Consider the following 13,069-nt stretch of genomic DNA (forward strand, 5'->3'; position numbering starts at 1 on the left):
GTGGAATATTACAACTACATAAAATCACTTCATTTAATTTTTGTCATCACATGGTTCGCTGGTTTGTTTTACATACCTAGATTGTTTGTGTATCAAATTGAAGCATTTCATAAACCTTCACCAGAAAAAGAAATTCTCGGAAAGCAGCTAAAGCTTATGGCAAAAAGATTATGGATTATTATTACTTGGCCTTCAGCTATTTTAGCAACTATATTTGCAATCTGGCTTTTAATTTTACAACCAGAATGGTTAAAACAACCATGGATGCATGTTAAATTAGCTTTTGTTTTTCTTTTATTTATTTATCAATTTAAAACACAAGTTTACTACAAACAATTGCAAAAAGATGTGGTTAAAAAGTCGTCTAATTATATGAGGCTTTGGAATGAAGGAGCCACGTTTATTCTTTTTGCAGTTGTATTTTTAGTCATTTTAAAAAGTGCTATTAATTGGGTTTTTGGAGTTATTGGAATTTTTGTTTTGGGTATTTTACTCATGTTAGGATTCAAGATTTACAAAAACATACGTTCTAAAAATCCCAATGCATAACTTTTTGGAGCGATTATTGTTATATTTATCGAAGCACAAATATTAGTATGTACTTAGGAAAACTTTCTTTACGACTTCGCATATTTATAGCCATGATTCTTTTGGTTTTATTAGCATCTATACTAATTGCTGCAGTTACTATTTATCAATATAACGAAGAAGCTAGAGATTATCATAATGATAGATTAGAACGAAAAGAAGAAAACATCAAAGAGAGTATTAATTATGCCATAAAGGAAACAACCTATCCAGTTTCTACAGAAAACATTCCTTTAATTTTCAAAGATGAAATTTATGAAATTGCAGCTATTCACAAATTACAAATCAATCTTTATGATTTAGATGGAGGGCTTGTAAAATCTTCAAGAGCAACATTTGAAACAGATTCAATTACAAAATGTCTTAATGCCGAAGTTTTAAATTCTCTATCTAATACGTTAGAACATAGATATGTTAGTACGACTGAAGAAAATGGAGAGGTATATTTATCATCATATTCTTATATAACAGATCAAAAATTTAAACCTTTAGCCATATTAAATTTGCCCTATTTAGAAAACGACGATTTTTTAAATAAAGAGCTTAATGAGTTTCTGGAACGTTTAAGCTATGCTTACATTTTAATGCTAATTATTGCCATTGGATTAGCATATTTTCTGTCAAAATATATTACTAAATCACTTAAAACTATAAGTGATAAAATGAATGAAACCAGACTTGAAAAACACAATAAAAAAATTGATATAGAATCGACAAGTGATGAGATTGCAGCTCTAGTTACTTCCTATAATAGCATGATTGATGAGTTAGAAGAAAGTGCTGTAAAGTTAGCTACAAGTGAACGCGAACAAGCTTGGAGAGAAATGGCAAAACAAGTGGCGCATGAGATTAAAAATCCGTTAACACCTATGCGATTGAGTGTCCAGAGTTTTCAAAGGAAGTTTGACCCTACAGATGAAAACATTCACCAAAAAGTTGATGAATATTCTAAAACGCTTATTCAGCAAATAGATACTATGAGTTCGATAGCTTCAGCATTTTCAAATTTTGCGAAAATGCCAGCGCAACAAAACGAAACACTAAATGTTGTTGAAATTACACGATTGGCCTTAGATATTTTTAGCGAAGATTATATTGTATTTCAGTGTGAAGAAAATAAAATTATGGCTAAGTTCGATAGAACTCAACTTATTCGTGTGATTACTAATTTGGTAAAAAACGGCATTCAGGCTATTCCAGACGAACAGGAAGATAAAGACATAGTGGTTAAAGTATCAGAAGAAAACCAACATGTTGTTATAGAAATTTCAGATAATGGTATTGGTATTTCAGAAGAGAATATTTTAAAAGTTTTCGAGCCAAAATTCACCACAAAATCAAGTGGTATGGGACTTGGTTTAGCTATGGTAAAAAACATTGTGGAAACTTATAAAGGAAGTATTACCTTTACATCTCAAAAACATATTGGAACTACTTTTAAAGTGTCTTTTCCAAAAGAATAAAAAGTAAAATTATAAATTATTGTCACTCTGAGCTTGTCGAAGAGTCCTCATTAAAAATATTAAAATGACTTACGAAAATATCTTAACAAAGTTCCAAAACGGAATTACAACCATTACTATTAACAGACCAAGCAAATTGAACGCGTTAAACAAAGCAACTATTCAAGAATTGCATGATGCTTTCGATGCTGCAAATAAAGATGCTAATACCAAAGTAATTATTGTAACAGGCAGTGGCGAAAAAGCTTTTGTAGCAGGAGCAGATATAAGTGAGTTTGCTCATTTTGATGTTAAAAATGGAGGTAAGCTTGCAGCAAAAGGACAAGAATTATTATTCGATTTCGTTGAAAATTTATCTACTCCAGTTATTGCAGTAGTTAATGGTTTTGCTCTAGGAGGAGGATTGGAATTGGCTATGGCTTGTCATTTTAGAGTGGCTAGCGATAATGCTAAAATGGGACTTCCGGAAACGTCCCTTGGTGTTATTCCTGGTTATGGTGGCACACAACGTTTACCTCAATTAGTTGGTAAGGGTCGTGCTATGGAACTGGTTATGACAGCTGGTATGATAGACGCTAATCAAGCACTTGCTTATGGTTTAGTAAATCATGTAACAACACAAGAAGAATTATTACCATTAGCTGAAAAAATAGCTAGTAAAATTATGCGAAATTCTTCGGTTGCTATTAAAGGAGCTATTAAAGCTATAAATGCTAACTATAAAGATGGGCTTGATGGTTTTCAAGTAGAAATTGAAGAATTTGGAAACTGTTTTGCTACTGAAGATTTTACTGAAGGAACAACGGCATTTCTTGAAAAGCGTAAAGCTGAATTTTCTGGGAAGTAATAGTGTATAATTACTTTTCACCTTCCCATTCAGCATAAAACTGCTCTAAATATTGTTCCATAAACTCATGCCTCTCAGCAGCAATTTGTTTACCTGTTTTGGTGTTCATAAGGTCTTTTAGCAACAATAGTTTTTCGTAAAAATGATTGATGGTTGGAGCTGTAGATTTTTTATATGCTTCTTTGCTCATGTTGAGGTCTGGAAGAATATCTGGATTGTATATGGCTCTGTTTTTAAAGCCACCATAATTAAAGGTTCGGGCAATTCCAATGGCTCCAAGGGCATCTAATCTGTCTGCATCTTGAATGACATCTAATTCTGGAGATTTAAATGTTTTTGAAGGGTCTAAAGAGGAGTTGTAAGATATGTTTTCAATAATTTGGATGACATGGTCAACAACCTCTTTTTCAACTTGAATAATGTTTAAAAAATCTCGTGCTAATTTTGGACCAACTGTTTCGTCTCCATTATGGAATTTGCTGTCTGCAATATCATGTAATAAAGCTCCAAGTTTTACTACAAAGGCATCTACTTCTTCTTTTTCAGAGATAAGAGAGCAATTATTAAACACTCTTAGAATGTGAAACCAGTCGTGGCCACCTTCGGCATTTTTAAGGGTTTCTTTTACAAAGATTTTGGTTTTTTCAATTTGCTCTTCCTGTGTCATTTAGGAATTAAATAATAGGCTCCACCCATTTAAACTGATGCGAATTTTCAGAAATTTTCATACGTTCAGACAGCCTAGTTAAACGTGAAGGAAGTTTCATTAAGTAGTCTCTTGCTTTTTCGGCTTCGTCAGACAAGTTCGTGATTCTATCAATTTCCCAACGGACAATAAGTTTGTCTAAAATGTCCACATAATCGTTTGCTGTATAAACACCAATTCGCTGTGCTGTATTTGAAAATTCTTCGAATGCAGAACCAATTTTACCACCAGATTCTCTTAAAAAATGTGCTGGCATGGTGATTTTTAATTTCATCATCTGTTGAAACGCCATCATCATTTGGTTGGGATCCACTTTAAAAATGCGTTCCACAAATTCGCAATAGGCATGATGGTGTCTCATTTCGTCTCCAGAAATAATCTTACACATTTTACTTAATTGCTTATTGCCTTTGTCTTTAGCAAGTTTTGCCACCCGATTGTGAGAAATATATGTTGCTAATTCTTGAAAACTGGTATAAAGGAAGTTTTTATATGGATCTTGATCTGTGCCAATATCAAAACCATCAGCAATTAGATGTTGAGTGGTTTTTTCTATTTCCTTCATATTCACACGACCAGAAAGATAGAGGTATTTGTTTAAAACGTCTCCATGACGGTTTTCTTCTGCTGTCCAATGTCTTACCCATTTTCCCCAAGAATTTCTTCCACCTTGATCGACACCTTCTACATCCATAAGCCAAGATTCGTAAGTAGGTAAAGCTTCTTCGGTAATCATATCTCCAACTAAAACCACCCAAAAATCGTAAGGAAGCTCTTTAGAGAGTTCTCTAATTTCTCTGACTTCTTCCATAAAATTATCACCTTCAGAATTAGGTAAAAAATCTGTTGGTTGCCAAATACTATCTACAGGAATCAGGTATTTTTCTATTAAGGAATCGACATCTTTTTCAAGATGTTGCATGACTTCCAATCTGACATTTTTCAACGACATAATTTAGAATTTTAAGGTTTTATACTCGAGCTTATTGCAGTTTCAATTTGTTTTATTAACTCTTGCTTATCTTCAAAGTTAGTTAATTTTAAAGGTTCATGAACAGTTAATTGAATATGATTTCCAATTCCCATAGGAAATTTACCGTAACGTAACATTTTCCATGAGTTGTTTATTGTTATTGGAACAATTATAGCCGAAGGAATTTTCTTAAATAACATTTCTAATCCTTTTGTTTGGAAAGGTTTTGGATATCCATTTTTACTTCGTGTGCCTTCCGGAAAAATAACTGCTGCTCGTTTGGTTTCTTCAATATATTCACCAAATTTTAAAATAGCTGGTAAGGACTGTCTCGGATTTTTTCTATCAATTAAAACAGAACCTCCATGGCGTAAATTGTAAGAGACACTTGGAATACCTTTACCTAATTCTTGTTTACTAATAAATTTTGGATGGTGTTTTCGCATATACCACATTATAGGAGATATGTCGTACATACTTTGATGGTTAGCCACTATAATTAATGGTTGATTCTTCGAGATTTTATAAGAATTAGTAAATGTGTAACGAGTTCCTAAAATATTGGTACAACGCATAATAAAAAACTGAAGCCAATCCACACTTTTTTTATGTGCATTGTAACCTAAAACATTAAAACAAAACCATTGAATAGGATGAAATATTACTAACGTCAATAAAAAGAAGAAAGCGTAGATGGAAGTTAATATATAAGCAATTGTTTTCTGCATGTTACAAAATTAAGAAATTAATGTTGCTTAAAACATTAATAGATAGGAATGCATTTATTATCAATACAGTCAAATCCAATAGGAGGTACTGGAGTATCGCAAGTTGACATACCACCACAACCATCCTGGTTATAAGTTGTTTCTTGAAGATTAAAGTCATTAACCCAATAAGTAAGTTCTAAAGTATCAATCGAAGTAGTATAAATTAAAAATTCCCAAGGCCCTCCACAAGGTTTGTTTCCGAAGGCTATATAGCGACATTCAAAATCTTCACTACATATGGAAGTTTCTGCAAAAGCTCGAATTAGATCTCTTTGCTCGTTGATATAGGCTTCCCTCTCTTCACAAGACATTGGTTCATCGTCATCTGTACAACTAAATGCTGCTAGAAAGATAAGTTGTGAAATGAATAAACTTATTATAAATGAAATTTTCATAACGTTTTTTAAAGATGCTATATTACTAAATGGATATGAAAATACATAAAAAAGCCACGATAAAAACCGTGGCTATTACATCTTTATTCGATTTGTTATTTTAGCAATACTCGTTATAAGCATCGATTAAATTCTCAGCTATAATTTCTGCTGGACGACCTTCAATATGATGACGTTCAAGCATATGAACCAATTCACCATCTTTAAATAAAGCCATACATGGAGAGCTTGGTGGAAACGGTACCATGTGTATTCTAGCTTGTTCAACAGCAGCTTTATCTACTCCTGCAAAAACAGTGACTAAATTTGTAGGTCGTTTTGCATTTTGAATACTCATTCTTGCTCCTGGACGTGCATTGGCTGCAGCACAACCACAAACAGAGTTAACCACAACTAAAGTGGTTCCTTCTTTTGCTAAAGCATGGTCAACAGCTTCTGCAGTATGTAATTCTTCAAAACCAACTTTGGTTAAATCTTCACGCATTGGTTTTACTAATTCTGCTGGATACATATCTTTTAATTTTTAAGATTATTATTTTAGAGTACAAAGATACCAATTGTGTAACAAACTTTATGGACAAACTACTAACAAATAGTATATTTGGCAATAAATAAAATTTATAGATTAATGAGTTTTTCAAAATGGATTGGAGCAGCTTTAGGATGGTCATTTGGTGGACCAATTGGTGCTATTTTAGGGTTAGCTTTAGGTAGTGTAGTAGATGGATTTTCTAATGGAAACATTAAAGTAGACACACAACAATCTTATGGAAAAGCAAGAAGAACCCAATCTGGTGATTTTGAAATTAGCTTGTTGGTTCTTGCGTCTGTTGTTATTAAGGCAGATGGGAAACAAGATCAAAGAGAATTAGATTTTGTACGTCAGCAATTTGTTGGCATGTATGGAAAGGAAAGAGCTAATCATGCTTTTAAATTATTTAAAGGAATTAATAAGCAAGAGATTCCAACAAGACAGGTTTGTTTGCAAATTAGACAAATGATGGATCATCCATCACGTTTACAGTTGCTTCATTTTTTATTCGGAATAGCTAAAGCTGATGGCATTGTAGTTGAAAGTGAAGTTACCACCATACAAACTATAGCTAACTATTTAGGCATTAGCCATCCAGATTTTGAAAGCATTAAAGCCATGTTTTATAACAGTAGCGATAATGCCTATAAAATTCTCGAAATAACTAAAGATGCTACAGTAACCGAAATTAAAGCTGCTTATAGAAAAATGGCTAAGAAATACCATCCAGATAAAGTGATTCATTTAGGAAAAGAACATCAACAAGGAGCTGAAGAAAAATTCAGACAGGTTCAAGATGCTTATGAGCAGTTGCAGAAGGAGCGAGGGTTTTAAAGATTTTTATCAGTATGTTTTAGTTGTGGTATAATTTTTGTAAATCTGTTCTAAATCAATTTATTATGAAACAGATTCTTTTCCTCACTTTAATCATACTTCAAACAACAGTTTTTTCTCAAAACGAAGCCATTAATGGGACCTATCAATTTTATTTTGAAGGTTCTAATGGGACTTTTGGTGAAACAATTGTATTGCATCCAAATGGAAGTTTCGATATCCATAGTTTTAAAAAACTAGATGGTGGAAGTACTCCAGAAACTAATGCATATGGAAAAGGAACTTGGAAATTGGAGAAAAAAATTGTCTATTTTACAACCACTAAAACAGATTTCGATTCAAAATTCACTTTAGATTTAAATAATACGCAAGCACGATTTCATACAAAATCATCTCGAGACACATCTAATCGAGATATACCAACAACTTTAACCATTTTTGAATCGAATAAACCTTGGCTTGTAGGAAGAACGTTAGAAAAGCAATAAATTCTTTTACCCTCTAAACAAAAAGAAATCGTCTTTCATATCTTCTATTTGAGTATCTTCATTAGTAATGATATAATCAATAGCTTGTGAAGTAAATTCATCTCCTTTTATAGTAAGTGAAACAATTTTCTTATTAATGTCAATCATATTATTTTTTAGAGCTAAATCTAAAACGGTTTTTGCTCTTACTTTTTGCCAATTTATATGTTCTTGAAGGTGATTTACATGTCGTTCATTTTCTTCAGAATGATTTTTTAAATGAAGTAGAAATGTAAGTAAAGACACTTCTGTACGCTGTTGTTTCTCTCTATACATAACAGCTATAAGCCCTTTGCTTGGAGCAAATAAATAGATATTAAAAAACAATAAGCCTAACATGGTTGTTATAGAGCCAGCAATGGAAGCATCTAACCAATGAGCCATCCAATAACCTGAAATAGCACTTATTACACCGAAAATAATTGAAAGTACAAGCATTTTCTTTAAATCTGTTGTAAGCAAATAAGCACTTGCCGCAGGAGCAATCATTAGGGCTACAACAAGAATTGCTCCAACAGCATCGAAAGCTCCAACCGTTGTAATTGATGCAACTGACATTAATCCATAATGGATTAATGCTGGCGAAAATCCTAATGAAGCTGCCAAGCCTGCATCAAACGTGCTAATTTTTAATTCTTTAAAAAAGGCAAACAACAATCCTATTGTAACCAATAAAATAGATCCAATAATCCATAAAGATTTTGGTCCAACATCTGTTCCAGCAATAAAAAGTCTGTCGAAAGGAGCAAAAGCTAATTCACCTAATAAAACAGCATCGACATCGAGATGTACATCGTTTGCATTTTTAGCAATCATAATCACACCAATACTGAAAAGTGCTGGAAATACTAAGCCAATAGCAGTGTCTTCTTTTACCAAGCCTGTTTTTTGAATACGTTCCACTAGTACAACAGTTATAACTCCTGTTAATGCTGCTAATAAGATTAATAATGGAGAATTAAGATCTTGAGTGATAAAAAAACCAACTACAATTCCAGGTAATATAGAATGACTAATAGCATCACTAATCATAGCCATTTTTCTAAGTACTAAAAAAGTACCAGGAATAGCACAAGCAATAGCTACCAAACTAGCAATTAATTGTATTTCTATTTGTGCACTATTCATATTTTACAACTTGTTGGTTATATAAATTAGATGCAGTTTCAAAACCTTTTTCAGTCATACTCCACATAGTTCCATCAATAGTTACATAGTTTTTATCCACTAATTTTTGAAGGGTTTTACGTGTAAATCCTTGAAAATTATTTAAAATTTTAATGGCGTGAGGATGAGATATGTTTTCATGTGTTTCAGCAATTCGATACATAAAAGCTAATGTTTTCTGTAATTCTAAATCACGTCTATTTGCAATGAATCTAATTTGACGAAATAGTAATCCTCTATATGGTGAAAATATAAATGAAAAGATAACAAAAATTGAAGCAACAATTACAATTACTGGACCTGTAGATAAATTGTTTTGACTAGCACTTAAAGCAGTACCAAAAACCCCTGAAAAGGCACCAAACATAGCTGCTAAAAACACCATTTTACTTAAACTGTTTGTCCATTGTCTAGCTGCAGCAGCTGGAGCTAACAACATGGCACTCATAAGTACAACACCAACAGTTTGTAGACCTAATACAATAGCCAAAACAATAAAAGAGGTTATTAAAACATCAATAGTTTTTGTGTTAAATCCAAGAGTTTTAGCATAGTCTTTATCGAACAAAAGTATTTTGAATTCTTTCCAGAAAAGTAATAGCACAAACAAACAAATTCCTGTTACAATGGTCATGAGCCAGACATCGCTTTCAACCAAAGTAGCAGCTTGTCCAAATAAATATTTATCCAATCCCGCTTGATTGGCATTAGGTTGTTTTTGAATAAAGGTTAATAACAACATTCCAAAACCAAAAAATAAAGAAAGAATTAATCCTAAGGCAGTATCAGATTTTAAATGCGTTTTTGTAATGATCCCTCTTATCCAAAAGGTTCCTATTAAACCACTAACTAAAGCTCCAATAAGTAAGGTGTTGCTGTCTTTTGATCCTGTAATTAAAAAAGCAATAGCAATTCCAGGAAGAGCAGCATGAGAAATAGCATCTCCAAGTAAACTTTGTTTTCTAAGAACGGCAAAACTACCAAGCATACCAGTTACAGCACCTAGAATAGCAGTCCCAAGTGAAATGGTTCGCAAGGTGTAATCGCTGAAAACTAAAGAAAAATACTCTTGAATATCCATTATTCTTGAATGCTTACTTTATAATTAATTCCGTAAGTTTTGGTTAGATTATCATCATTAAAAATATCTTTAACTGGACCAGTTGCAATTTTTTTCACGTTTAAAAAAGTTACCCAATCGAAATATTCTGGAACCGTTTGTAAATCATGATGTACTACGATAACTGTTTTTCCAGCTTTTCGTAATTCTTTTAAAATATTAATGATAGCAATTTCTGTTGTTGCATCGACACCTTGAAAAGGTTCATCCATAAAATAGATAGATGCATCTTGTACTAAAGCACGAGCTAAAAAGATCCGTTGCTGCTGACCTCCAGAAAGTTGACTTATTTGTCTGTCTTTAAAAGGTAACATGCCAACTTTTTCTAGTGCTTCTAATGCTGTCTTTTTCTCCTTTAAACCAGGACGTTTAATCCAACCTAAACTACCATAAGTTCCCATTAAGATGACATCTAGAGCAGTAGTTGGAAAATCCCAATCTACACTACCTTTTTGAGGCACATAAGCCACAAGTGATCGTTGCTTGTCATATGGCTTTCCATAAATACTTACACTTCCTGCAATAGGCTTTAGGATTCCTAAAACGGCTTTTATTAAAGTAGATTTTCCGGCACCATTTGGTCCAACAATTGCCATAAGAACACCTTCTGGAATTTCTAAATCAATATCCCAAAGTACAGGCTTGTAATTGTATGCAACTGTTAAATCGTCTATTTGAACTGCTAATTTTTTGTCCATTATTTTAATGCATTTACAATTGTATTGACATTATATTCAAACATTCCAATAAATGTTCCTTCAATAGTTCCAGCATTTCCAAGGGCATCAGAATATAGAGTTCCTCCAATGGAAACATCATGCCCTTTAGATTTTACTGCTGCTTGTAAGGCTTCAATAGTTCTTTTAGGAACTGAACTCTCCACGAAAATAGCTTTTACTTTTTTATCAATAATAAATGCTGCTAATTTTTGAACATCTTGAACTCCAGCTTCGGTTGCGGTTGACAGGCCTTGTAATCCAACAACTTCAAAATCATAATTTTTCCCAAAATAATTAAAAGCGTCATGTGCAGTTACTAAAATGCGTTTTTCTTGAGGAAGTGTTTCAATAGTATTTTTAATAGTGTTTTGCAGAGAGTCTAATTTTGCTAGATATAACTTTTCATTTTCAATAAAATAAATGGAATTTTCAGGGTCTTTTTCAGATAAAACTTGAGATACCTTTTTAGTAAATTGTTTAAAATAATCAATATTGAACCAAACATGTGGGTCGTAATTAGATGCAAAATAATCTGAACCAATTAAGGTGCTTTTATCTAATTCATCAGCTAAAGCAATAGGTGTTTTAGTTAGACTTCCCATTTTTTCAAATACTTCCACAAGTTTTCCTTCTAGATGAAGTCCATTATAAAAAATAATGTCTGCATTTACAAGTTTAGACACATCACCTTCACTGGCTTTATAAAGATGAGGATCGACACCTGAACCCATTAAGCCTTGAATATTAATCTGGTCTCCACCAATGTTTTTTACCAAATCGGTAATCATGGTTGTGGTTGTTACAACATTTAGTTTTCCGTTGTCTTGCTTTTCCTTTTTACAGCTAAAACAAGCTAGAAATAGACAAATTATTAAGATTTTATTTTTCATTTAGTTATCTTTTTTTGGAATTCTATAGCTTACACCTGTACTAAGTAAGAGATCTTGTCCTTTAGTAATACTCGTGCCAACTGTAGCATCTAATTGTAAATTATAATTAATTAAATATGTAAAGCCAGCATCCCAAAGATGATTTGCTTTGGAGTTTTCTGGAAAATCTCCATACAATTCAGCATATGTCCCAATTTTTTCTGTAATACTGTAACCATAAGCAATTGTATAAACATATGAAGCTTCAGGAGAATCATTGCCCCAAGAAGCTCCAAGGTTATATGATAGGCTTGATTTTTCACTTAAAGTATGCGCAAAAGCAAATCTAAATTCTATTCCTGATGTTTCTGGTTTGTAATCGGAACCAGCCGTAAATGGTAAATATAAATGACCTATTAACCCTATTTTAGGAAGCCAACCATTTTCTTTGGCTATACTCGTTTTTACTCCTAAAAGTAAAGGACTAAATCCACTTGAAACGTTGTTTGTAGTCTGGTTGTTAATTTTAGTTTTGCCTTCAACAAAATCCCAACCTATTCGCAATTCAAAATTATCAAGTAAGCCATATCTTAATAAAGTAGTGTTGTAGGTAAAATTTTTAGTTAAAATATTATTGTTTTTATATGTCTCATAAGAAGTTCCGGTCTCAAGCTGAAAAGTGCCTTTAGAAACTACGTTAGCTGATTCTGTTTGATCTGGTCTGTCTGTAATTAATGGTGCTAAAAATTCTTGTTCTTGTGAAAAAGACATTGTTTTTATGGTGAAAAATAATAAACCTATAGCTGTGTTTTTAAAAGTTAGCTTCATTAACGTATATAATTTTTGTAAAATTTTCATTAAGTATAATGATGTTGTTATTAATATTGATTTGAGTCATTTTATTTTTGCTGAATTGTTTAGTTATAGTTATGGAGTTGCCATATTTCAATCCATTTAAAGCGCAAAAATCAAAAAATTCTTTTTCGTCACTCATCAATCTAGAAATGATATATGTTTTACCTTCTTGCGTGTTTGAAAGAGCAATAGAAGTGTCTATAGTTGTAATTTCACCATTGGCATTAGGAATGGGATCTCCATGTGGATCGAATTTTGGATTGCCTAAATATTCACTAATTCTATCTGCTAAAAAATTGGAAGTTTCATGCTCTAAAAGTTCAGCTTCACGATGGATTTCATGAAGAGACATATCAAACAATTTAAACAATAAAGCCTCCCAAAGGCGATGCTTTCTAATAACATTTAAAGCCATTTTAGTGCCTTGATCTGTAAGTTGAAGTGCCTGATATTTTTCATATTGCAAAAGGTTTTTTGAAGCTAATTTTTTAGCCATATCTGTTGCAGCTGCATTAGATATACCTAATTTTCTTGCAATATTACCTGGCTTCGTATCATTGGAATCATTTTTGTCGTTTTTGTAAATGGCTTTTACAAAATTTTCTATTGCTACTGACATTATAGGTGCTTTAAAATTAATTTAAGTAAGCTTAAATATATTTCAAAGGTAACTAAAAAGATGAAATTAACAAAAGAATTTGTAC

At 32.3% G+C, this 13,069-nt stretch carries 16 protein-coding genes; 5 read left to right on the forward strand and 11 right to left on the reverse strand.

Features of this window, described 5'->3' with window-relative positions; genetic code table 11:
- The 3 genes from FVF61_RS13210 to FVF61_RS13220 all read left to right on the forward strand — a co-directional run bounded on the left by FVF61_RS13210 (nt 1) and on the right by FVF61_RS13220 (nt 2,898).
- Nucleotides 1-549: a CopD family protein gene (locus FVF61_RS13210; RefSeq protein ID WP_148457182.1), complete on the forward strand. Its 549-nt coding sequence runs from the start codon at nt 1-3 to the stop codon at nt 547-549.
- A gap of 47 nt (nt 550-596) precedes the next feature.
- The gene (locus FVF61_RS13215; protein ID WP_148457184.1) at nt 597-2,051 is read left to right on the forward strand and encodes a sensor histidine kinase; all 1,455 of its coding nucleotides are present in this window, start codon (nt 597-599) and stop codon (nt 2,049-2,051) included.
- A gap of 64 nt (nt 2,052-2,115) precedes the next feature.
- Nucleotides 2,116-2,898 carry an enoyl-CoA hydratase/isomerase family protein gene (locus FVF61_RS13220; protein WP_148457186.1) on the forward strand — a complete coding sequence of 261 codons (783 nt, stop codon included), beginning with the start codon at nt 2,116-2,118 and terminating at the stop codon, nt 2,896-2,898.
- Between the two features lie 10 nt (nt 2,899-2,908).
- Here FVF61_RS13220 and FVF61_RS13225 read toward each other — a convergent pair whose 3' ends face one another.
- The 5 genes from FVF61_RS13225 to FVF61_RS13245 form a co-directional block, all read right to left on the reverse strand.
- The gene (locus FVF61_RS13225; protein ID WP_148457187.1) at nt 2,909-3,565 is read right to left on the reverse strand and encodes an HD domain-containing protein; all 657 of its coding nucleotides are present in this window, start codon (nt 3,563-3,565) and stop codon (nt 2,909-2,911) included.
- Between the two features lie 7 nt (nt 3,566-3,572).
- Entirely contained in the window at nt 3,573-4,556 is a 984-nt protein-coding gene (locus FVF61_RS13230; RefSeq protein WP_148457189.1) for an acyl-ACP desaturase, read from the reverse strand.
- An 11-nt stretch (nt 4,557-4,567) separates the two neighbouring features.
- Nucleotides 4,568-5,305 carry a lysophospholipid acyltransferase family protein gene (locus FVF61_RS13235; protein WP_148457192.1) on the reverse strand — a complete coding sequence of 246 codons (738 nt, stop codon included), beginning with the start codon at nt 5,303-5,305 and terminating at the stop codon, nt 4,568-4,570.
- Nucleotides 5,306-5,340: 35 nt separating this feature from the next.
- Nucleotides 5,341-5,742 (reverse strand): hypothetical protein, encoded by a 402-nt coding sequence (locus FVF61_RS13240; protein ID WP_148457194.1) that lies wholly within the window; start codon nt 5,740-5,742, stop codon nt 5,341-5,343.
- 100 nt (nt 5,743-5,842) lie between these two features.
- Nucleotides 5,843-6,253 (reverse strand): BrxA/BrxB family bacilliredoxin, encoded by a 411-nt coding sequence (locus FVF61_RS13245; RefSeq protein ID WP_148457196.1) that lies wholly within the window; start codon nt 6,251-6,253, stop codon nt 5,843-5,845.
- 117 nt (nt 6,254-6,370) lie between these two features.
- Between FVF61_RS13245 and FVF61_RS13250 the strand changes: the two genes are divergently transcribed.
- Together FVF61_RS13250 and FVF61_RS13255 are read left to right on the forward strand one after the other, a co-directional pair.
- On the forward strand, nt 6,371-7,108 hold the full coding sequence (locus FVF61_RS13250) for a TerB family tellurite resistance protein (RefSeq protein ID WP_148457198.1): 738 nt from the start codon (nt 6,371-6,373) through the stop codon (nt 7,106-7,108).
- A gap of 65 nt (nt 7,109-7,173) precedes the next feature.
- A complete protein-coding gene (locus FVF61_RS13255) occupies nt 7,174-7,596 on the forward strand; it encodes a hypothetical protein (protein ID WP_148457200.1) in 423 nt (140 codons plus the stop codon).
- A 6-nt stretch (nt 7,597-7,602) separates the two neighbouring features.
- Here FVF61_RS13255 and FVF61_RS13260 read toward each other — a convergent pair whose 3' ends face one another.
- The 6 genes from FVF61_RS13260 to FVF61_RS13285 are packed head-to-tail and all read right to left on the reverse strand — an operon-like array spanning nt 7,603 to nt 12,984.
- Nucleotides 7,603-8,763, reverse strand: a complete 1,161-nt coding sequence (locus FVF61_RS13260) for a metal ABC transporter permease (protein ID WP_148457202.1) — start codon at nt 8,761-8,763, stop codon at nt 7,603-7,605.
- Complete coding sequence (locus FVF61_RS13265) at nt 8,756-9,883, reverse strand: metal ABC transporter permease (protein WP_148457203.1); 1,128 nt, start codon at nt 9,881-9,883, stop codon at nt 8,756-8,758. Before FVF61_RS13265 ends, FVF61_RS13260 begins: the two co-directional genes overlap by 8 nt.
- Complete coding sequence (locus tag FVF61_RS13270) at nt 9,883-10,620, reverse strand: metal ABC transporter ATP-binding protein (protein ID WP_199757314.1); 738 nt, start codon at nt 10,618-10,620, stop codon at nt 9,883-9,885. The genes FVF61_RS13265 and FVF61_RS13270 overlap by 1 nt, the downstream gene beginning before the upstream one ends.
- Entirely contained in the window at nt 10,620-11,531 is a 912-nt protein-coding gene (locus FVF61_RS13275; protein ID WP_148457207.1) for a metal ABC transporter solute-binding protein, Zn/Mn family, read from the reverse strand. The genes FVF61_RS13270 and FVF61_RS13275 overlap by 1 nt, the downstream gene beginning before the upstream one ends.
- A complete protein-coding gene (locus tag FVF61_RS13280) occupies nt 11,532-12,338 on the reverse strand; it encodes a transporter (RefSeq protein ID WP_233586852.1) in 807 nt (268 codons plus the stop codon).
- The gene (locus FVF61_RS13285; RefSeq protein WP_148457211.1) at nt 12,322-12,984 is read right to left on the reverse strand and encodes a metal-dependent transcriptional regulator; all 663 of its coding nucleotides are present in this window, start codon (nt 12,982-12,984) and stop codon (nt 12,322-12,324) included. Before FVF61_RS13285 ends, FVF61_RS13280 begins: the two co-directional genes overlap by 17 nt.
- Between the last annotated feature and the right edge of the window lie 85 nt (nt 12,985-13,069).

Origin of the sequence: Xanthomarina maritima (assembly GCF_008084905.1) — a bacterium.
Classification (GTDB): domain Bacteria; phylum Bacteroidota; class Bacteroidia; order Flavobacteriales; family Flavobacteriaceae; genus Xanthomarina; species Xanthomarina maritima.